The sequence below is a fragment of the Streptococcus sp. E29BA genome (assembly GCF_041807805.1).
Classification (GTDB): Bacteria; Bacillota; Bacilli; order Lactobacillales; family Streptococcaceae; genus Streptococcus; species Streptococcus entericus.
The window spans coordinates 14,764-37,168 of record NZ_JBGTZA010000008.1 but is presented as its reverse complement, the minus strand read 5'-3'; the positions used below and the strand labels follow the sequence as shown (position 1 = coordinate 37,168).

The following is a 22,405-nucleotide window of genomic DNA, read 5'->3' as shown; positions in this document are numbered from 1 at the left end:
CATCTATTTTCTATTTTTTTGACAAAAGGCAGAGCACCGCTGCCCTGCCCACTGTGAGGTGCCTATAGGCTCTCCCGTACCTCCTTGGTCGCAGCAACCAGAACCTTGAGCGCCGCAACGGTCTCCGCCTCACTACGGGTCTTAAGCCCGCAATCTGGGTTCACCCAGAATTGCTCCGTGTCCAACTGCTGGAGTGGGCGCTTGATGTTGGCCACTACTTCGTCTTGGGTCGGAACGCGAGGGGAGTGAATGTCATAAACCCCAAGCCCGATTCCCAGTGGGTAAACGGCGGTTTCAAAAGCCTCGATGATGTCCCCATGGCTACGGCTGGTCTCGATGGAAATGACATCTGCATCCAAGGCACGGATAGAGTCAATGATTTCCTCAAACTTGGAATAGCACATGTGGGTGTGGATTTGGGTGCTGTCGGCCACAGACGAGGTCGCAATCCGAAAGGCATTGACCGAATCATCCAAATAAGCCTGTTGCTTGCTCTTGCGGAGCGGCAAGCCCTCACGCAGCGCAGCCTCATCCACCTGAATGATGGCGATGCCTGCTTCTTCTAGGAGTTGAATTTCATCCTTGATAGCCAGTCCAATTTGATTAAAGAGCTCAGCACGCGAAATGTCCGTCCGCTCAAAGGACCAGTTAGTGATGGTGATTGGACCCGTCAGCATCCCCTTAACAGGACGATCCGTCAGGCTTTGAGCATAGGCCGATTCCTTAACCGTCAGAGGTTGGATGTGTTTAACATCGCCGTAGATAATCGGTGGCTTAACCGCACGAGACCCGTAGGACTGCACCCAGCCCAGCTTAGTTGTGGTAAAGCCAGCCAGCTTCTGACCGAAGAACTCAACCATGTCCACCCGCTCAAACTCGCCGTGCACCAGCACATCAATATCCAAATCTTCCTGAATTCGAATCCAACGCTCGATTTCCGCCTTGATAAAGTCCTCATAAGCTTCGTTAGTGATGTCGCCACGTTTCCAGGCCAGACGGGTACGACGAACCTCTGCTGACTGAGGGAAGGAACCGATGGTTGTGGTTGGGAGAATCGGCAGACCCAGTCTCTCCTGCTGAATAGCCTTACGCTTGGCATGGTCAGATGCCCGCTCGGTGCGGATATCGGCAATCTTTTCCAAGTCCAGATGACGGAAGTCGGCCGCTTGCAAGGCCTCAAAATCAGCGATGTGCTGGTCGTAGGCAGGGTTGTCAATACCGTCTAGTTTCTCCGCTAAGAGCTTGATTTCTGTCAATTTTTCATCAGCGAAGGACAGACCGCCCAAGAGCACAGGGTCTAAATCCGTCTCCTGTTTGGTGGTCACTGGCACGTGGAGGAGGGAGCAAGACGGTTGGATAACCAGCTCCTTCACACGACCTTTCAGGTCAGATAGCAGAGCAGAGGTCTGAGCAACATCATCTGACCAAACGTTACGACCGTCCACCACTCCAGCAAAGACTTCCTTGTCTGCCAAGCGACCGTCGGCAATCAGCGCCAGATTTTCTTCACGACCATGCACCAAGTCCAAGCCGAAAGCCGCCACAGGCAGGTCAGTCAAGTCTGGGCTAATCAAGGCTTCAAAGTAGGTCTGGAAGATGAGTTTAGCGGCTGGGACTTCCTGAGCAAAGTAAGTGTAAACCGCCTTAGCCAAGTCGAGGTAGTCATCCGATTCGTCGGTCACAAAAATTGGTTCATCAACCTGGATATAGGTCGCACCAGCCTCAACCAGCTCTGTAAAGACCTGTTTATAAAGTGGAAGCAAGCTATCCACTGCTGTTTTGATATCTGCTATACCATTTGACAGAGCCACATAGGTGATCGGACCCGTGATGACCAGCTTGGCCTTATCGCCCACCAGCTCATGCGCTTCCAAGTAGAGGTCAAGGAGACGGGTGTTAGTCAGTTTTGGCGTCGTGGTCGGGGTCCACTCAGGCACGATGTAGTGGTAATTCGTGTTGAACCACTTTTTGAGGGAAGAGGCCACATGGTCCTTGTTGCCCCGCGCCACCGCAAAGTAAAGGTCAATGTCCAGCGGCAGGTCACGGAAACGTTCAGGAATGATGTTGAACTGCAAGGAAAGGTCCAAGATGTGGTCATAGAGGGAGAAATCCCCAACGGGAATCAAATCCAGCCCTGCGGCTTCCTGCTTCTTGAGGAAGGCATGGCGGAGCTCCTTAGCCTGAGCAAAGAGGTCTTCTTGGCTAATATTGCCAGCCCAATAGCCCTCAATCAGCTTTTTCCACTCACGGTTCTCACCCAAACGTGGGTAACCCAAACTTGAAATTTTTGTCATAATGGTCTCCTTCGATAAGTTATTACTTCTTTATCATAAACCAAGTCTATTAAAAAAACAATTAGTATATATTTATAACCAGATATAGTTTTAAACTATAACGAAGCCTTATCAAGATTGTAATTTACAGGTGAATCACGACAATGTCTCCTCTCTATGATGATGCCCAAAAAGTGAGGTAAAGACAAGCTGGTCTATTCACCTTTCCATCAGTTTTTACACCTTCCTAGTCTGACATCCCCTCTTGCTCCAAAATCTAACAGTAAATTGATGGCGCCATTTAACTACATGCCTATTTAATCCAATTGCTAATTACCCTATCGCCAAGATTTAGGAAAAGTAAAATATTCACATGTTCCCCCTCAAAAACCAAAGCATATCTAGCTACTTTTCACTTTCTCCAGAGAGCCATTAACCGCATTAGTGTTGGTCGTCACAAATAAGAACAGACACCATGACGAGTCTGCCATGGTGTTTTCATTTTACTATTTAAAGCAATAAATCTTTCTTAATCTAACTCCGTCCCTTGGCTGGCAATGACTTGTTTATACCAGTCAAAGGATTTTTTCTTACTCCGTTTAAGAGTACCTTTGCCCTCGTTATCACGGTCGACGTAGATGAAGCCGTAACGTTTTTTCATTTCGCCTGTTCCAGCTGAAACCAAGTCGATACAGCCCCAGGTGGTGTAACCAAGAAGCTCAACTCCATCTTCATGGATGGCTTGGCTCATGGTTTTAATGTGCTCGCGCAGGTAGCCAATGCGGTAGTCATCCTCAACATAACCAGTCTCATCTGGCGTATCAACTGCACCTAGACCATTTTCAACGATAAACATGGGCTTTTTATACCTGTCCCAGATGGTGTTGAGGGTAATCCGTAAGCCTAACGGGTCAATCTGCCAACCCCACTCTGACTCATCCAGATAAGGGTTTTTGATGGAAGCAAAGATGTTTCCAGCTGTCTGTTCATTGACCGCAGGGTCAGCCGACGCCACACTGCTAGAATAGTAAGAGAAGGAAATAAAGTCAACCGTATGCTCTTTCAAGAGCTCAGCATCACCATCAGCCATCTCAATCACCACCCCCTCACGCTCCAGTTGTTTGAGCGCATAGGTTGAGTAGCTGCCACGCTCTTGAACATCGATGAAGAAATAGTTTTCTCTATCTTTCTGCATGGCTTCCCAGTAGTCTGCTGGGTGGCAGGTGTGGGGGTAGTATTGGCCAGCTGCCAACATACAACCCACCTTGTTTTCTGGGTCAATCTCGCGGGCAATCTTGGTCGCCAGGGCAGATGCCACCAACTCATGATGGGCCGCTTGATACTTAACTTGGGTCTCGTTTTCACCCTCTTCAAAGTAGAGCCCTGCGCCCATGAACGAGGCATGAAGAATCATGTTAATCTCGTTAAAGGTCAACCAGTACTTGACCAGTCCCTTAAAACGGGTAAAGATGGTTCGGCAGAGGCGTTCATAGAATTCAACCATCTTGCGGTTGCGCCAGCCACCATAGGCCTTGATCAGCTGCATCGGGCAATCAAAGTGAGTGATGGTCACCAGCGGTTCGATGCCGTATTTACGGCATTCTTTGAAAAGGTCTTCATAATAGGCCAGACCAGCTTCATTTGGTTCTCCTTCATCGCCTTTAGGAAAAATCTGTGTCCAGGCAATGGATAAGCGGTAGGTTTTGAAGCCCATCTCTGCAAAGAGGGCAATATCCTCCTTGTAGCGATAGTACATGTCAATCCCTTCCTTAGCTGGGTAGAAATAGCCCTCTTCAAAATCAAACATTTTTTTCTTACCAGCGATGATGGGAAAACGATCCTTGCCAATCGGAACGACATCAACGTTAGCTAGACCGCGTCCGTCAACATCGTAAGCCCCTTCTCACTGGTTGGCAGCTGTTGCACCGCCCCACAAAAAATCAGCTGGAAATGGTTTGACGTTTGTCATGACTTACTCCTTTATGTCTCGAATAGCTTTGCTTACTGGGTTTATGATGCGTTTGAGGTCAAGTTCGCCCTTATCATAGGTGAATTCTAGGATAGCACAGTTGGGGAGGCGCAAGTCCATCGGCCCCTCCCAGTCAGAGGTCTGAATCAAGCCCCACATGGCTGCGCCATGACTGACCATGAGCGTTGTCCCTGATCGGCTATTGCCCAAGATCTCCTCAATGATCCGCCGTACACGACGGCCTACCTCACGAATATCCTCGCCACCAAAGGGAACAAGCAAGTCCTCAAAGGAGGTGGCACCCGCATGGTGCTTGGGCAAGAGCATCTCAGGCTGAGCTTCGAAAATACCAAAGTTCATCTCCTTGAGCCCCTTGAGCTGGGTGACCGGCAGGTCAGTAACGATCTTGGCAGTGTCTGTCGCTCGCTCCTGGGTGGACGAGTAGGCAGCGTCAAAAGCGATACCTGCCTCATCAAAAAACTGTCTGGCCGCTTGCGCTTGAGCGATGCCATTGTCAGTTAAGGGAGAATCACACCACCCCTGCACACGTTTTTGGGTGTTAAAGAGGGTCTCACCGTGTTGCATCAAGTAAAGTGTCTGAGTCATCTTCTCTCCTCCTCTTCAATCAACTTCAGATGGACAAAAGCCTTGTAAAGTTCGTCTCGTGTCACATCATCTGTCACATAATCCGCAGTAGCCTTCAAGCTGTCCCTCGCATTTCCCATGGCAACGCCAATATAGCAAGTTTCCAGCATGGTTTGATCATTTTCTGCATCGCCAAAGGCAATGGTATCATCTAAGCTCACTCCCAGATGCATCAGCAATTCTCTAATGGCACCTGCTTTATGTGTGTCCGGTTGACCTAAATCTCCAAACTCCGTTGCCTTGCCAGTACCACTCCAAAAACCAACCTCCGCCTGGCGAAAGAGTGCTTTAGCTTCCTCGTAGTCGGCTAGACTGTTTAGGCGAAAACTAATCTTAGCAACATCAGAACGATAAAGGTTTTCCCCATAAATCATATCTGGAAAAATGGATCGGATTTTCTCCATGGATTGGTTCAAGTCCGTATCATAAATGGTCGCTGCTTTTTCGACAAAATTTGGGCTAGCATAAAGACCGCTTGGAGATTCGAGGTAAAAGCCTAGATGTTTAGCTTTTAGCCAGTCTACCATTTCCCTTGTCTGATGATGTGTAAACACTTGGTTTTTTAATACCTGGCCTTGATAATCAATATACGCGCCATTACCACCGATAAAGCCATCAAGCCCCAAATCCCAGAGTTCTGGATAAATCTCTGCTTTACTACGACCTGAGCAAATGAAAACTTTATGCCCTGCTTGCCTAGCTCTGGCAATGGCAACCCGAGCAGACTCTGGTATCTTCATGTCATAGTCGACCAAGGTACCATCAATATCAAGAAAAATGTATTTACTCACCTGCTTCTCCTAGTTAGCGGCACTTAGTTATCATCCGATTTGTAGAGACTTTCGCCATTGGTAGCAATAACGTCCTTGTACCAATAAAACGATTTTTTCTTGTAGCGGTTGAGTGTGCCTGTGCCATCATCGTTGCGGTCAACATAGATGAAACCATACCGTTTGCTGAGCTCAACAGTTGACGCAGACACCAAATCAATTGGTCCCCAAGTCGTGTAGCCGAGTAACTCAACACCATCTTGAAGTGCTTCGCCAACCTGAATCAAGTGTTCATGCAGGTAGTTGATGCGATAATCATCTTCGACGGTCGGACCGTCTGGGCCATCAACCAGCACATCTTTTGCTCCCAGACCATTTTCAACAATGAACAGTGGCAACTGGTAGCGGTCGTAGAAATCATTGAGCACCAAACGAAGACCGACTGGGTCAATCTGCCAGCCTCACTCGGAAGCATCCAGATAAGGATTGGTGATGCCACCCATGATATTGCCACGTCCTGTTGCATAATCCTCTGGATTATGAGCCTTAGCCACGCTCATGTAGTAAGAGAAGGAAATAAAGTCAACGGTGTGCTCTGCAAGTAGCTCTGCATCATCTTCATCAAACTGAATCTCAATGTTATTTTCTTTGAAATACCGCTTGATGTAGTTAGGGTATTTTCCTCTGGCATGAATATCGCTGAACAGGTAGTTTTGATTGTTGAACTCACGCACTGCTAACTGGTCAAGCGGGTGAGAAGTCATCCCATAAGTTGGCATGGCAATCACCATACAGCCAATCTTGAAGTCAGGGTTAATCTCATGACCGACCTTGGTCGCCAAGGCTGACGCCACCAGTTCATGGTGAACAGCCTGATAGAGGTCTTGCTTGCTCAATTCTTCTACAGGGGTCGCGATACCACCTGACATAAACGGCGCATGCAAGACAGAGTTGACCTCGTTAAAGGTCAACCAATACTTGACCTTATCCTTATAGCGGGTAAAGACGGTACGGACATAACGCTCATAGAAACTGATTAAGTCACGGTTAGCCCAGCCATTGTACTGACGAGCGAGATGCAATGGCGTTTCATAGTGAGATAAGGTGACCAAAGGCTCAATGCCATATTTTGCTAACTCATCAAAGACCTTATCATAAAAAGCAAGTCCAGTCTCATTTGGTTCTAGCTCATCACCGTTAGGGAAAATCCGAGACCAAGCGATGGATAGGCGGAAAACCTTGAAGCCCATTTCAGCAAAAAGGGAAATATCCTCCTTATAGCGGTTGTAAAAATCAATCCCTATCAGTTTGAGGTTGTCCTCAGTTGGCTGGTCTGTAATCAGTGGGTTTTTATCACCAGGTTTTGCAGGCATACCACCGCGGGGGGTCACATCCTGCACAGACAAGCCCTTGCCATCAACGTTGTAAGCTCCTTCAAATTGGTTAGCAGCGGTTGCTCCACCCCAGAGAAAATCTTTTGGAAAAATAGTCATGATAAACTCCTTTTTATATCTTTGAAAATAGGCACCTTTTCAAACAAGTACTGTCTGAAAAGGAGCCTGTGTCATTGTCAATTAGCGAACTGTTGTCATGAGGTAGTCGCCTGTATGAGCTTGGCGCTCCTGACTGGTCAAGATGTCAGTAAAGGCATCGGTGTTGGTCACGATAATCGGGGTCACAACCGGCAGACCTGCTGCACGAATGGTGTCAAGGTCAAACTCAAGGAGTTTTTGACCAGCTTCAACGACATCACCAACTTCGACAAAGGACTTAAAGCCTTTACCAGCCAGGGACACAGTATCCATACCAATATGGATGAGGAGCTCAGCACCATTTTCAGTGGTCAAACCGATGGCGTGCTTGGTCGGAAAGACCAAGGTCACTTCAGCCTTAGCTGGGGCTACAACGACACCGTCAATGGGATCAATGGCAACGCCTTTACCCATAGCTCCAGATGCAAAGACTTGGTCTGGCACTTCTGCCAGAGGCACGATGGTCCCCATGAGAGGCGCTGCTAAGATTTCCTGTTTAATCTCTTTAAGCTCAGGCACTGGAGTCGGTTCAGACTTTTTTGCTGGCGCATCACCTCCACCGTAGAGGCTAGGCACTGGTGCAAAGTACTGAATGATAAATGAAATGACAATCGCTGCAACTGTACCGATAATTATGGTGTACATACCTGAAAAATCACCATCTGGGCTAAAGTAAGATGGGTACTGGAAGATACCGAGCGCACCAACTGAGTAACCCGTTGCTCCTGCAAACATGGTATAACCACCAATCAGACCTGATACCGCACAAGAGATGTAGAATGGAATCTTCATTGGAAGGGTCACACCGTAGATAGCAGGCTCAGTCACCCCAAAGATAGAAGAAATCAAGGCTGGGATAGAAACTGTTTTAACTTTTTGTTCTTTGGTTTTCAAGATGATGGCCAAAAGCACACCTGTTTGAGTGAAGTTAGGAAGAGATGCTGCAACTAGAATATTTGTCATTCCTGTTGTTGCCATCTGTTGGATAGCCAATGGTACAATCGCCCAATGTAGACCAAACATGACAAGAACCTGCCAAAGTGCACCCAGAACGACACCGTAAAGAATTGGAATAAAGTTAGCAAGAGCTGAGAAAGCACCGTTAAGAAAATCAGAAGCAAAGTTAGCTACTGGACCAACCAAGAGGAAGGTTAATGGCACTGATACAATAATGGCCACAAATGGGACAATAAAGAGTTTGACCACATCTGGCGTGACTTTACGCATGTACTTCTCAATGACAAAAGCTACCCAAACAGCCAAGATAGCTGGCATAACAGTTGAAAGATATCCACCTGATGGTAAAGCAAACGGAATACCAAAGACATTGCTGATGCCTGCTTCTTGGAGAGCTGTCACAGACGTTGCCAAGGTTGGGTAAACCATAGCACCTGCGATAGCCAGAGCTGTAGACTCATTGAATTTGAATTTGCGAGCTGCAGTCAAAGCCACCATGATTGGCAGGTATTGGAAGAACCCATCCCCCGCTGCTGTCAGGATAACTGCTAAAGCACTCTTATCTGGAGTAATACCAGCTGCTGCCATAATAGCGACGATACCTTTGATGATCCCAGCCGCTGCCAAAGGACCAAGGAAAGGTTGGAAAATTCCTGAAATCAAGTCAATGAATCGCTCAAAGAGGTTACCGGATGCAGGAACATCATCACCTTCATCAGTATCCAGTGAACCGATGCCCTTAACGCCTTGTGCAATCACTGCCGCATAGACACCAGGAACATGGTTACCGATAACCACTTGGTATTGACCTCCTGCTTTAATAACAGTCACGATTCAATCGCGAGCTTTGAGGTAGTCAGTGTCTGCCTTGCTCTCATCCTTGAGTTCAAAGCGCAGACGGGTAACGCAGTGACGAAGACTTTTAACATTGTCTTTACCGCCAACGTGAGCGACGATATCCTTCGCCAACTCAGTGTAATCTTTTTTAGCCATATCAGGCTCCTCCAAAAAATTTTTTTGAATTGCTTGGTCTTTAACAAGCAAAAAACCTAAACAAATACCAAACAAAATGGGGCTGACACGGGTGTCAGTATTTTGTCTTGTATTCATTTAGGTTTTGCCTGCTATCCAGTAACAATCCTACCTCTCAAGTCTATCAGATTTGTCAAAAAATTGCAAGGGTTTTCGCTTTGCAAACTCAAAAAGTGAGCGAAAGTTCCGTCAGAATGACGACTTCACTCACTTCTATTGTCTTACTTAGTAGCCTCAGCAATAGCTGCGAGGACAGCTTCTTTGTTCCTATCAATCATTGCTACGCGAGCAGCAATTTGCTTAATCCCCATGTTAATCAAGCGATTAAGTCCTGGGTCTTCTAATTTTGTTTCAAAGAAAGCTCGGTATTGCTCCAGTTCGTGGTCTGTCTTGAAATTATTGGAGGGAACTTTAATGAAATCAGTACGGTCATTGCCCAAGGTCTCTGTCAACCAATCCCAGTTTTCACATGCCCAATCCCAAGCTTGTTGACGACTGAACTCATGACCAGACAAGTAAGCATACCAGCGTCCCAAATCTTGCGGCTTGACAAGCGTCTTATCCTTGAGTTGGCTTAAGAGCAACTGTAACCCGTCGTCTGAGCGATTCCATGCTAAAGCTGCCAGAACCTGGTAACGGTAGCTGCTATCAACAGTATCAACATATTCTCTAAGGTAGGTGGTGATAAGCTCGTCTGACGGTGCGGTTTTCATCTGTCCGATTAACACCGCCACGCGCATGTGAGCTGGTAAATCCTCTAATTTTTCTTGATTGTCTTGGAAAATAGCTGACGCTTGTGCCAAGGCAGGGGCATAATCAGCAGCAACCAAACTGTTCAGTGTCCATTCCCGCAAGATAGCATCTTCATCTGGCTCACCAGCAATAGCCTGCCAGCCAAGTCGCTCGTAGTGGTGACGATAAACCTGACAACACAGCGTATTAAACTGGTCATATTCTGGACTACCCTCGTCAACAAAGTCACTCAAGCCACCCAACAGCTCACGAATGCTTGACATCACTAGATAAGACGGCTCTTTTGCCAAAGGCAAGAGCAGAGGAACCAACTCGGCATAGGACAACTGGCCACTTTCAGCCAATAATCGACGTTCTTGCAGGATTTGACGTTTGTCAATCGGAGATAAATCAGGCAAGTCAGCCAACACAGCATCCAGTAATTCTCCCTCATAATTGGTTAAGTAATGGGCAGTGTTTTCTGTATTCAAGCGCAGTGCCCCTTGATTGCTAGCTTTCAGTTGACTGTAGTTAGAGATACGAATCTCTCTCTCAGACAGGGTATCTGGTAAGCCAGACCAGTTGCTGTTAAGCGGAATCTGCCAGAGACGTCCCTTGTCCTCATGATCACCGATGAAAAATTGTTCCTGACGAAGGATTAGGGTATCGTCTTCAACACGTGCTGTGACAAGAGGATAGCCCGGTTGCTCTAACCAAGAGTCCATAAAGCCAGCGACATCTTTACCGGACTGTTCTGCCAAGCAATCCCAGAGGTTTTGACCGATCGTGTTTTGGTACTGATGGGTCATAAAGTATTGGCGCAAGCCATTTCTAAAGGCCTCATCACCCAGCCAACGATGGAGCATCACCATCAGACGACTGCCCTTGGCGTAGACAATAGCGGGGTCAAAGAGGGTATCAATCTCGTCTGGGTGATGAACGTCCATATGCACAGACTGAACACCATCAGTCGCATCTCTTGTCAAGGCAGCAGGCACACCAGTTGCTTGGAAATCTTCTAAAATGTTCCAAGATGGCTCAATGGCATCTAGTGCCAGATATTCCATCATATTAGCAAAGCTCTCATTGAGCCACAAGTCATCCCACCAAGCCATGGTAACCAAATTACCGAACCATTGGTGGGCTACTTCATGGGCAATAACCAGAGCCAGATTCTGACGAACTTTAACTGTTGCATTTTTATCAGCGAGCAGGTAAATTTCACGGTAGGTAATCAAGCCCCAGTTTTCCATGGCTCCTGCTGAAAAATCCGGCAAACCAACGTGGTAAGACAGTGGAATAGGGTACTTGACACCAAAGTAATCCTCGTAGAATTCGATGACACGTGTGGCAATATCCAAGGCAAAATCCGTCTTGTCTAAACGATGCGCTCTAGTTGCAAAAACGCCGACGGTTGTTCCGTTTTTCGTTGTGGCTGTCTGACCATGCAAGTCACCGATAGCAAAGGCAAGCAAATAAGAGGACATGCGTGGCGTCGTGTCAAAGCGCCAAATCCCTGTCTCTTTACGGCGGTCAACGTCGATTTCGGGCATGTTTGACAAGACAATCTCGCCCTCTTCCTGATCGAAACGAATCGATAAATCAAATGTAGCCTTGGCCTCAGGTTCATCAATACTTGGAAAGGCTTGACGCGCAAAATGACTCTCAAACTGGGTTGAAATCACTTCTTTTTGCATCCCGTCTACAGTGTAATAAGACGGGTAAATACCTGTCATATTATCCGTGACCTGTCCTGAATATATTAAGGTCAAGCTCACCTGACCTGTTTCTGGCAACTGGATATGCACTGCTTCCTTAGCGTGGTCATGCTCAAAAGCTAATGCTTGCCCTGAAGAGCTCACTGAAGTAAGCGTCAAGTCTTTTTGGTGCAATGAGATTTTATCTGATTGCGCTTGACCAGACAAAACGAGTTGGCCTGTAAAGGTCTTATCTTTTCTGTTGATGTCCAAGAATAAGTCATAATGTTCTGGGACAAAAGTGTTAATGTAGCGTTCTACTGCGGTCATTTATTGCTCCTTATCTTTTTTTTTGATAACTATCTGTAAACTAGACAACAGATATAATATTTGTTCTAGTATAGCATATTTTTCTTAAAAATAAACTAAAAAACGAGGCCAAGCCATCCTCGTTAGATTTTTTCTTATTCAGATAGCCAGCACAAGCCTTATCAGACATCAGAGGCAGGCAGTGTTGTTCTAGCAGTGAACCTCACTGCCAAAAAGAGGCGAATAGCTGCCAAAACAAAGAAGACACCCCAAGCTAGCACCAAGTAATATGCACCTAGAAACGAAAAGACGATACTGCCGATAGGAATAGCAATAGTGACTAGAAAAGAAATGAAAGCCCCAACCTGCCCAAGCTGTTCATCTGGAACGTAACGCATCAGTGTCGCTGTTAAGATTGGAGCTGACCTAGCCCCCATAAAAGCTAAGACAAAAGCCCCCATAAGCATGATTAGAGAGGACAACTGAACAATCCCTGATAAGGCAAGGAAAACCATGTTCAGACTTTGAACCGTTATAATCGTCATCAGCTTCAAGTCCTTGAACAGATGATTGACCGTTAGACCGCCTAGCAAAGCACCAATAATTTGGACAACCCCCATGGCTGTAATGGATTGGGCATACGAAAACTGCCATATCGGAACATCGAGTAATTGGATATTCATCAGGGTCAAAAAACTGGTGGACAAGATATTTCCAATCAAAAGTAGCACAATCATCGGTAAAAAGGTTATCCCGTCTGACTTTTGAAAAACATGAACCGCTGTCTTGTACATTTTATGCAACTGCACCTTGACGGATTCCTTTGTATCAGAAAACACCACTTGGTGCTTTAGCTGTTTCCTGATTTTCCAATAGGTCAGAGCTGATAGGAAAAAGGTTACGGCATTGATGAATGCAATAAAGGAAAAGTTATTATTTGTCACTTCTAAGAGCCAGACACCAATCGGTTGGCTCGATAGCACAACTGTCAGACCAACCACTTGAAACAAGGAATTCGTCGCAACCAGTTCCTCATCAGGAACATTGTGCTTAAAAATCGGTTTGAGCAAAAATTGCAAATAGTTAGAGATAGTATCGCTAAAAATGTTTAAAAAAGCAACAGCCATAACAACTCCGTAATGCTTAAACCCAACAAGATAGGCTACCAAGAGAAAGAGAAGACCTTGAAAGGCACTAAGACCGATGAGGTATGTTGTCTTCTGTCGGGTTTTATCTGCCATGAAGCCAAGCCATAGGGACAAGAGTGCAGGTAAATAAGCAATGCTGTCAGCCAAGCCAACTAATAATTTAGAATCATAAACGGTTGCCAGATAAACCACAAAGACCATGTTATAGATGTTGGCACCAAGATTTTGCCAACTAGCGGCTAATAATCGACCAGCAATAAACTTATTTTTTAAGAGTTTGAGCATGCGTTGCCTCCTTGTCTTGATATTTTTTTAGGACAAGAGCAAACTCATCCACATCTACTCGTCCATACTTGACATAAAAACTCGTATTGAGCAACAATTTTCTTGATGTGTTGAGATATTTGATGTCTGGCACAAGAGTATAAACATCTAACAAGGTATCGGCTATTCCCAGCATGCCATCATTGTAGCCCGGTCTCTGAGCAAACTCAAAGTCAATAGTATCGGCTAGCTTTATAATGTTTAGCAAGTACCGTTCTTTATCTAGGTACATGAGTCCTTGAATGTAACCAGCGTTCCCCTTGTCAATATAAGGTGAAGCACAGTTATTGCCGATAGACAAGACCTCACCTGATGTGGTCTTGACCAATGCTGACTGTACCTTGTCCAAACCATAAGACAGAAGCTCATCTGGCAAGTCATCTTTAAGTAAAATCAAACTCCCCAGCAATCCCGTCAAACCATAAAGAGAAGCTGTGTCTACTTGATAGCGAAACAGTTCTTTCTGGGCGAGACTTACTTGATAGATAGCAAAAGTGTCGTTAAGCAAAGATACACGCGACAAAAAGGAGGGCCCTGTCAACTCTTCCTTGTTTAGAGCAGTAGCATCCAATTCATAACTGAAATCAGCAGGAACTGTATCCATTTTCAACATCCTTAACAGGTTTCTTGCTGTCTTGATATTGGCGTTTGGTGAGAGTAAATAGCTGAAAAATCCCCTAAGGTCTGTCTTGATCCCGTAGTTCTCTAGTAGGTGATGTAAAATCCTAAGGTTAGTCTTCAACTCGCTAGCCTTTTTTACCTGCAAACGAGCCAGACAATAAAGCAAGAGATTGGCAACCTTATGGCAGTCTGCCACTTTGCCATCAAGCCCGTTCCACTCTTTTAGGGCAATGTCGTGATAGATGCCAGATAGAGGCTTATCTCCTTCTTGATAGAGGTACTCCAAATCCACAAAGTACAACTCACCAGCTCCATCAATAAGGAGGTTATCAGGGTGAATATCGTGTAAAATCAAGTTCTGCTGATGGAAATAGGCAACAAGTTCAAGCAACTTATCGGTCATATCTAAAAAATGACGAAAAAGTCCTAAATTATTCCTAAAATCATCTGTGTTTTCCGAACGGTAGGCAAAAACAGTGTAGGACTTGATGTAGGTGTAAAAATCTTCACCAATGATTTCTTCATAGATATAGTAGGTGTTCAACCATTCTTTAACCTTTTCGACGGTTTTGGGAACATAGTGGTTCAAACGTGTAGCCTGCTCGTATTCTTTAGACCTGAGTAACTCTTTTTTAAGATTGTCGTGCTGTAACACATGTGGTCGACTTTCTTTCATCACGATTGCTTGACCATCTGACAAACGACAACCAGCGTAAACGTTACCCCCGTTACTAGCTTTTTTTATGCTGTCAATCTGATAATGGTTTCCCAAATAACTGTCTTCTACCGTGTCATCAGGTTGAATATCATCAATCCATGATGGTAAATCAAAGTAATTTCTTTGAACATCTTGCCACTCTTCTTGATTGGAACCGATAAGCGTTGGAAAACCATCTTTAATATGCTTTAAGTCTAGCCGAATCGTCCCAAAGCGATAAAAGAGCAGTTTGGAATCTTTATAGGGTCGGTCACTCATAATATAAATCCCTTCCCAATCTCGAGGCAAGGCGTCATATAACCAATCAAGTAAGGTTAAAAAGTGCTGATGGTTTTCTGGATAGATGGTGAAAAATTTACCGGATTCCGCCATGGTTTCTTTGACAGAAAAGTTTGTCCAAACTTCTTTGTCGTCCTTGAGATATTTATAAGCAACCTGCTGCTCATCTAATAGGGGAATCAATATATTTTTGATATCTTGATAATTTTCCCAAGTAGCAGAAACATGGATTTTATAGCCAAAAACTGGGAGTTTTGTCGCATCGATATGGCGTAATTTAAAACTATTTTTGTCCATAATCACCTCCATTTTTCTTTTTCGCTTTTTTAAAAAAGATTGGTCTCTCATCACTTTTAGAAGTATTTGAAGTCTCTTTATTTCCAGTATTAAACTGTTCCTTATTCCAATGACCTGAAAACTCCTTTTCATCATAGGTGCAGTTATTTGTGTATAATTTCATCTTTTATGCTCCTTAGTGAGATTGTTAAAAACAGAGAACCGAAGCTCTCTGCAAAAAAAGAAAACTAACAACCAAAGGTCAAAACCGGACAACCATTTGTCGTGATTTCAATCTGCTGAACAAGAGGTTTCTTGTTAATTGTCTTTAAAAATTTTGTCATATCAACAGCTCCTTGCTGTAAAATTAGTTATATTATGCCACTAAAAAAGTAGAATGTCAATACTTTATTTTCAGATTTTTTATAATTTTGTAACTTCTGCGACCTGAGATATTGTACGGGTATAAACGGCAAAATCACCCAACAATTACAAGGAACAAAAAAGGAGTGGGACAACTACCCTAAATGGGTGTTTGTCCTGCCTCCGTTGTCTTTCTTACAACTCGATAATCTTACCAGTCTTCAAGTAGACCACCCACTCGCAGACATTTTTAGCGTAATCGCCGATACGCTCGAGGTAAATCAGGACTTGGAAATACTCCTTGCCTGAGAACACGGTTTCTGGTTGCTCACGGATACGCTCAACAGCTAAGTTTTGAATATCCTTGAACATCAAATCAATCTCCTCATCACGCGCAGCGATTTCGTAGGCTTTTTCCTCATCACCAGTCATGTAGACCTCAAGAGCGTCTTCGACCATGTATTTAACGGCCTTGCCCATCTTTTTGATTGCTGCTTCTACTTCTGGGATGCGCTCCTCACCCTTCATGCGAATGGTAGCTTTGGCAATAGCTGACGCGTGGTCACCCATGCGCTCAACATCGCTTGAAGCCTTGAGAACCGTGATAACCGTCCGTAGGTCATGCGAAACGGGCTGTTGAAGTGCGATAATCTCTAGCGATTTCTTCTCCAACTTGGTTTCAAAATTATTGACCACTTCATCTTGCTCAATCACTTCCTTTGCCAAGACACGATCATGGCTAACAAAGGCACGGACAGTCTTGTTAATTTGGGTCAAGACTTCCGTTCCCATGGCATAAAATTGATTATGGAGCTTTGCTAATTCTTCATCAAATTGTGAACGTAACATACGCTACCTCTTTTCTGTTTTGCTTTGCTAAAGGTCACTTTAGATACCTCTAGCGTTTGGTTGTTCAGGCGAATACACGAGGTGACAGCCTTAACACTTTTACTATCCGAACTTACCAGTAATATAATCCTCAGTTCGTTTATCACTTGGATTCAGGAACATTTCCTTGGTTGTTCCATACTCAATCAGCTCACCATCAAGGAAAAAGCCTGTTCGCTCTGAAATCCGTGACGCTTGTTGCATAGAGCGTGTGACCAAGAGAAGAGTATACTGATCCTTGAGTCCATAGAGAGTCTCTTCAATCTTACCTGCTGAAATAGGGTCAAGAGCTGAGGTCGGTTCGTCTAGTAAAATAATTCTAGGGCTGGTTGCCAGAACCCTTGCAACACAAACCCGCTGTTGCTGTCCACCTGACAGACCGATGGCTGAATCATGTAGCCGATCTTTCACCTCGTCCCAGATAGAAGCCCCTTTTAGAGAGGTCTCGACAATTTCATCCAGCACTTGCTTGTCCTTGACGCCATTTAAGCGCAGACCATAGACCACATTTTCATAGATGGACATGGGGAAGGGGTTAGGCTGTTGGAACACCATTCCGATTTCCTTACGTAGTTCAACCGTGTCAGTCCGTGGACTGTAGACGTTATGACCGTTGTAAGTTACAGAACCTGTCACTGTTGCTTCAGGATTAAGATCGTGCATGCGGTTGATGGAACGCAGCAGTGTTGACTTTCCAGAGCCTGATGGACCGATGAGCGCAGTGATGGCTTTCTCTTTGAAATCCATGCTCACACCGTTAAGGGCCTTTTTCTTACCAAAATAGACCGATAAATCGTTGATGCTTAAAATAGAATCTGTCATACGTCCTCCTATCCGAATCGACCCGTGATGTAATCGCGTGTAGATGGCAATTTAGCATTTTGGAAGACCTGAGAGGTCTTGTCATACTCAATCAAATCACCCAGATAGAAGAAAGCAGTATAGTCGCTAGCGCGCGCTGCTTGTTGCATGTTGTGGGTCACGATGATGATGGTGTAGTTTTTCTTCAGCTCCATCATGGTCTCTTCTAGCTGCATGGTTGCAATCGGGTCAAGGGCTGAAGCAGGCTCGTCCATAAGTAAAATATCAGGTTTAACAGAGATTGCCCGTGCAATGCAAAGTTTCTGTTGTTGCCCTCCAGATAAGGATAGGGCTGATTTGTGCAAATCATCCTTAACCTGATCCCAGAGCGCTGCTTGCTTGAGTGATGTTTCAACAAGTTCATCAAGCACTTTTTTATCCCTGACACCAGCTCGTTCATGGGGGAAGGTGATGTTATTGTAAATCGATTTTGCAAAAGGATTAGGACGTTGGAACACCATGCCGATGTGTTTGCGCACCTCGTACACATTCATGTCCTTGCGGTTAACATCGATACCCTCATAAAGGATTTCTCCGGTCACTTTTGCGATGTCAATGGTATCATTCATCCGATTCAAACTACGTAAGTAGGTTGATTTCCCACAGCCTGAAGGTCCAATCAATGCTGTAATTTTATTTTTTTCAAACTGCATATCGATGCCCTTGATGGCCTCTTTTTGCCCATAATAAACGTGCAAATCTTTGGTCTCTAAGGCAACAGTTTCTGGCGAAAACGTGATAATGTGACGTTCATTCCAGTTATAGTCAGCCATATCGTCTCCTTTTTAATGTTAGAAGATAGCATCCTCTAAGAGCCTATTTTTTTGTATGTCGTTGTGACAGACGACATCGGTGCTGTCTACCATTTGGTTTTAACAGCTTAATGTCTATTTACTCTGCTGATGTTAGTTTCTTGTAAAGCGTCTTACCAATGTAGCGAGCAGAGAGGTTGAAGATTAAGATAAAAATCAGCAAAACTGCTGCTGAACCAGTTGATACTTGAATAGCATCCGGAATGGTACCTTCACTATTAACTTTCCAGATGTGTACCGCCAGAGTTTCAGCTTGGCGAAAAATTGAAATCGGACTGGTGACACTCAACACATTCCAGTTACTCCAATCAAGTGCTGGAGCTGATTGTCCGGCAGTATAGATAAGTGCTGCTGCCTCACCAAAAATCCGTCCTGAAGCCAAAACAATCCCAGTAACAATCCCCGGCAGAGCCTCCGGAATAACGACATAAATAACCGATTCCCAGCGAGACAACCCCAATGCCAGACCAGCTTCACGCTGAGTATGATGAACATTGCGCAGACTATCTTCGATGGTTCTCGTCATTTGCGGCAGGTTAAAGACAGTCAAAGCTAGAGCACCTGAAATGATAGAAAATCCATATTCAAATTGAACAACGAAAATCAAATAACCGAAAAGTCCGACAACCACGGATGGTAAAGAGGATAAAATTTCGATACAGGTTCGAATAAAATTAGTCAACCAGCCTTTTTTGGCATATTCTGCCAAATAGATGCCAGCTCCCATGGATAAAGGAACCGAGATGAGCAAGGTAATAACCAGCAGGAAAAATGAATTGTAGAGCTGAATACCAATACCACCGCCTGCTTGATAGGATGAGGATTTCCCTGTTAAGAATTGCCAGTTGACATGAGGTAGCCCCCTCAGCAGGATGAAGAGTAAGAGAGCGGTCAAAATAGTCACGATAAGTCCTGCAATGGTGTACAGAACTCCTGTCATCAGCTTGTTAATCTGTTTAGCGTGCATAGTTTTTCTTACCCTCTCTCGTAATCAATTTCATAATCATATTGAAGATTAAACTCATGACCAAAAGAACCAATGCTAGAGACCAGAGCACATTGTTTTGAACGGTTCCCATAACCGTGTTACCAATCCCCATAGTCAATACAGACGTCAAGGTTGAGGCAGGGGTGATCAGTGAGGTTGGAATAACAGCCGAGTTACCAACTACCATCTGGATTGCCAGCGCCTCACCGAAGGCACGTGCCATACCAAAAATAACAGCTGTAAAAATACCTGGGCGAGCCGCATTGAGGATAACACGCCAAATAGTTTGCCAACGTGTCGCTCCCATGGCGAGACTAGCTTCTTTATAGTGACGAGGAACAGCTTTTAGACTATCTAGGGTCATAAAGGTAACTGTTGGCAAAATCATGACAAAGAGGACAAAAATTCCTGATAAGATACCAAAACCAGTTCCACCAAAAATGCTTCTGACAAATGGTACAACGACTTGTAAACCGATAAAACCGTAAACAACAGATGGAATACCCACCAAAAGCTCAATAACCGGTTGCAAGATCTTAGTGCCATACTTGGGAGAAATTTCCGTCATGAAGACAGCCGCACCGATGGCGATAGGGGTTGCAATAAGCGCTGACAAAATGGTAACGATAAAAGACCCTGAAATCATGGGCAAGGCACCCATTAAGGGCTTGCCATCGTCTCCCTTAACATTGGGTTGCCACTCCTTACCAAAGAGAAAGTCTATCGGATTGATGCCATCCACAAAAAATGTCGACAGGCCTTTTTGGGCAACAAAAATTAAAATCATAAAGACAATAAATACAATCAGTGCCAAGCAGGCAAAGGTAATTGTCTTGCCGAATTTTTCTAAGCGTGAATTTTTTGACGACGATAGCAATTTTTTTGCAAGTTCTTGATTTTTCATAACGTCTCCTTTATTTAGGGGTGACCTGACCATTAGCGTCCTTGATGACTTTCATCTCTGAGATTGGGATATAACCAATTGTTACAACAACTCCTTGTTGCACTTTATCCGTCATCATGTAATCCAAAAATTCCTTGGTTAAACCAGTTGGCTCTCCCATGGTATACATGTGTTCATAAGACCACAGTGGCCATTTATTGGTCGCAATGTTATCAATTGTTGCTGCATAACCATTGAGCTTTAAGCTTTTGACTGAATCATCTAAATAGGACAAAGCAAGATAAGAAATCGCTCCTGGTGTTTGAGAGACAATCGACCTCACCGTCCCGTTTGAGTCTTGTTCTTGACTTTGCTTGGCAGATTGCCCATCCATGACAACACTATCAAAAGTTGATCGTGAACCAGAACTAGCTGCTCGGTTGATGATGGAAATCTCTAAATCTTTACCACCAACTTCTTTCCAGTTGGTGTACTCACCTGTAAAGATTTTTCGTAACTGCTCTACAGTTAAATCATCGACCGTCACTTCTTTGTTGACAATGACAGCGAGACCTGCAACAGCAACCTGATGATCGACCAAGCTTGCAGCGTCGATGCCGTCTTTTTCTTCTGCAAAGAGGTCACTGTTGCCAATTTGAACAGCTCCTGACTGAACCTGCGATAAGCCTGTACCGGAACCACCACCTTGAACATTGATGGTCTTACCAATATTTGTTGAGCCAAATTCATCAGCCGCTGCTTCAACCAAAGGTTGCAAGGCTGTTGAACCTACAGCTGTAATTGACTCTCCACGGTCAATCCATTTGGCACAAGCTGACAGACTGAGACCAAAGAGGGCAACAGCCAGTCCCTTAAACAATTTTTTGTTCACAATAATTTCCTTTCAAGCGTGGTACAAATTGTAGCACTTCCATTATACTATACCATAGTCTCCCTCTATTTGTATAGAGGTTAGTGAAGACGAAGCCCTTTTGGAAAATGATTTTTTATTGTTTGACCAACAACTTTTGCAAAACCTAGACCATTTCCTTGGACAACAAGTTGATACCAGCCATTTAGCAGGGGCTCAGAAAGTGTCACCGTTAGACCACGAGCATAATCTTCAAATGCTTCATCACTGATGTTGACTGTTTGCTTGACTTCGCTAGGCTTTAGGGCAAGACCGAGCGCAAAGCTAGGTTCAAATCGATTTTTCTTAAACGTCCCTAAATGCAAACCATTGCGCGCAATTTTTACACCTTTTAGAGCTGGCAAGTCACGTGGTAACAGATAGAGTTGTTCACCAAAGGTTTGCAAAACACCGTCCAATTCAACAAATAAATGCTGTCTCGCAAAATCTTGCCAGAGCTGATGTTCCTGCTTGGTCAGATTAGTTTTCTCAGGCTTAATACGTTGGCGCTCAGAAGAGCGTGTGTCTTCTAACACCGCGACAAATTGACCTTCACCCCTGAAACGATGGGAATACATCCTAGCGGTCTGCTCTTGCTCAATCCCCGCTGACATACCGTTTATTTTCGGAATATCAACCAATTTCAAAAAGTTATAGGTCTCTAACAGCCAAGAAACGACCGCTTCATTTTCTTCAGGTGACCAGGTACAGGTTGAATAGACTAGCCTCCCCCCAGGTGCCAGCATATCAATGGTATCCTGTAAAATAGCCTGTTGCAGCTTGGCACAGGTGACTGGATATTCGTTATGCCAATACTGGCAGGCAGCGGGATCTTTTCTAAACATCCCTTCTCCTGAACAGGGACCGTCAAAGACGATAAGGTCAAAATAGTTTGAAAAAATTCTTGCCAAACGATCTGCACTGTCATTGGTAACAACCACATTTCTCGCCCCAAAACGCTCAATGTTTTCGACCAGAACCTTGCTCCGTTTGGTCGAAATCTCATTGCTAACAAGCAAGCCTGTGTTGCCCAGATAAGAGAGGATATGGGTCGATTTTCCACCTGGCGCCGCCGCTAAATCAAGCACGCACATCCCCGGTTTAATGCCTGCAACCTGAACCACCATCTGAGCAGCTGGCTCTTGCGAATAAACCAAGCCTGTCACATGTTCAGCTGATTTACCAGAAATCTTACCGTAGTAGCCCCAAGGTGTCTGGGGAATCGGATTGGAAAAGCGTTTTTGCGCTTCCTTTAATGGATTGACACGAAAAGCAGAAACAGCTGGTTCTTCAAAACTCGCCAGAAACTCATCTGCCTCTTGACCTAGTAAGGCTCGATATTTTTCAACAAAATCATTTGGTAATGTCATGAGTCTATTATACTACACAAGGGTAAACAAAAGCAAACTCCCTAGCTC

General features: G+C 44.7%; 14 protein-coding genes and 3 pseudogenes. All 17 read right to left on the bottom strand.

Annotated elements, in window-relative coordinates:
* Positions 1-62 precede the first annotated feature (62 nt).
* The 17 genes and pseudogenes from metE to ACERC8_RS02785 all read right to left on the bottom strand — a co-directional run bounded on the left by metE (position 63) and on the right by ACERC8_RS02785 (position 22,357).
* Complete coding sequence (metE, locus tag ACERC8_RS02865) at positions 63-2,294, bottom strand: 5-methyltetrahydropteroyltriglutamate--homocysteine S-methyltransferase (protein WP_373658398.1); 2,232 nt, start codon at positions 2,292-2,294, stop codon at positions 63-65.
* A 508-nt stretch (positions 2,295-2,802) separates the two neighbouring features.
* A pseudogene (locus ACERC8_RS02860) lies at positions 2,803-4,242 on the bottom strand (6-phospho-beta-glucosidase).
* Between the two features lie 3 nt (positions 4,243-4,245).
* Positions 4,246-4,848 carry a histidine phosphatase family protein gene (locus ACERC8_RS02855; protein ID WP_373658397.1) on the bottom strand — a complete coding sequence of 201 codons (603 nt, stop codon included), beginning with the start codon at positions 4,846-4,848 and terminating at the stop codon, positions 4,246-4,248.
* Entirely contained in the window at positions 4,845-5,678 is an 834-nt protein-coding gene (locus tag ACERC8_RS02850; RefSeq protein WP_373658396.1) for an HAD family hydrolase, read from the bottom strand. Before ACERC8_RS02850 ends, ACERC8_RS02855 begins: the two co-directional genes overlap by 4 nt.
* 23 nt (positions 5,679-5,701) lie before the next feature.
* Positions 5,702-7,150: pseudogene (locus tag ACERC8_RS02845) on the bottom strand (glycoside hydrolase family 1 protein).
* 81 nt (positions 7,151-7,231) lie between these two features.
* Positions 7,232-9,139: pseudogene (locus tag ACERC8_RS02840) on the bottom strand (beta-glucoside-specific PTS transporter subunit IIABC).
* A gap of 260 nt (positions 9,140-9,399) precedes the next feature.
* A complete protein-coding gene (locus ACERC8_RS02835; RefSeq protein ID WP_373658395.1) occupies positions 9,400-11,937 on the bottom strand; it encodes a M1 family metallopeptidase in 2,538 nt (845 codons plus the stop codon).
* Positions 11,938-12,098: 161 nt separating this feature from the next.
* A complete protein-coding gene (locus tag ACERC8_RS02830) occupies positions 12,099-13,349 on the bottom strand; it encodes an MFS transporter (protein ID WP_373658394.1) in 1,251 nt (416 codons plus the stop codon).
* Complete coding sequence (locus ACERC8_RS02825) at positions 13,327-15,303, bottom strand: hypothetical protein (RefSeq protein ID WP_373658393.1); 1,977 nt, start codon at positions 15,301-15,303, stop codon at positions 13,327-13,329. Before ACERC8_RS02825 ends, ACERC8_RS02830 begins: the two co-directional genes overlap by 23 nt.
* On the bottom strand, positions 15,290-15,466 hold the full coding sequence (locus ACERC8_RS02820; RefSeq protein ID WP_373658392.1) for a hypothetical protein: 177 nt from the start codon (positions 15,464-15,466) through the stop codon (positions 15,290-15,292). The genes ACERC8_RS02825 and ACERC8_RS02820 overlap by 14 nt, the downstream gene beginning before the upstream one ends.
* Positions 15,467-15,840: 374 nt before the next feature.
* Positions 15,841-16,494 (bottom strand): phosphate signaling complex protein PhoU, encoded by a 654-nt coding sequence (phoU, locus tag ACERC8_RS02815; protein ID WP_018368628.1) that lies wholly within the window; start codon positions 16,492-16,494, stop codon positions 15,841-15,843.
* A gap of 102 nt (positions 16,495-16,596) precedes the next feature.
* Positions 16,597-17,355 (bottom strand): phosphate ABC transporter ATP-binding protein PstB, encoded by a 759-nt coding sequence (gene pstB / locus ACERC8_RS02810; protein WP_373658391.1) that lies wholly within the window; start codon positions 17,353-17,355, stop codon positions 16,597-16,599.
* Positions 17,356-17,363: 8 nt separating this feature from the next.
* Positions 17,364-18,167 (bottom strand): phosphate ABC transporter ATP-binding protein PstB, encoded by an 804-nt coding sequence (gene pstB / locus ACERC8_RS02805; RefSeq protein ID WP_373658390.1) that lies wholly within the window; start codon positions 18,165-18,167, stop codon positions 17,364-17,366.
* A 118-nt stretch (positions 18,168-18,285) separates the two neighbouring features.
* Positions 18,286-19,173: a phosphate ABC transporter permease PstA gene (pstA, locus tag ACERC8_RS02800; protein ID WP_373658389.1), complete on the bottom strand. Its 888-nt coding sequence runs from the start codon at positions 19,171-19,173 to the stop codon at positions 18,286-18,288.
* Positions 19,163-20,098 carry a phosphate ABC transporter permease subunit PstC gene (pstC, locus tag ACERC8_RS02795; RefSeq protein WP_373658388.1) on the bottom strand — a complete coding sequence of 312 codons (936 nt, stop codon included), beginning with the start codon at positions 20,096-20,098 and terminating at the stop codon, positions 19,163-19,165. Before pstC ends, pstA begins: the two co-directional genes overlap by 11 nt.
* 10 nt (positions 20,099-20,108) lie before the next feature.
* Positions 20,109-20,969 (bottom strand): phosphate ABC transporter substrate-binding protein PstS, encoded by an 861-nt coding sequence (locus ACERC8_RS02790; RefSeq protein WP_373658387.1) that lies wholly within the window; start codon positions 20,967-20,969, stop codon positions 20,109-20,111.
* 80 nt (positions 20,970-21,049) lie between these two features.
* Positions 21,050-22,357, bottom strand: coding sequence for an RsmF rRNA methyltransferase first C-terminal domain-containing protein (locus tag ACERC8_RS02785; protein ID WP_373658386.1), 1,308 nt, complete (start codon positions 22,355-22,357; stop codon positions 21,050-21,052).
* Between the last annotated feature and the right edge of the window lie 48 nt (positions 22,358-22,405).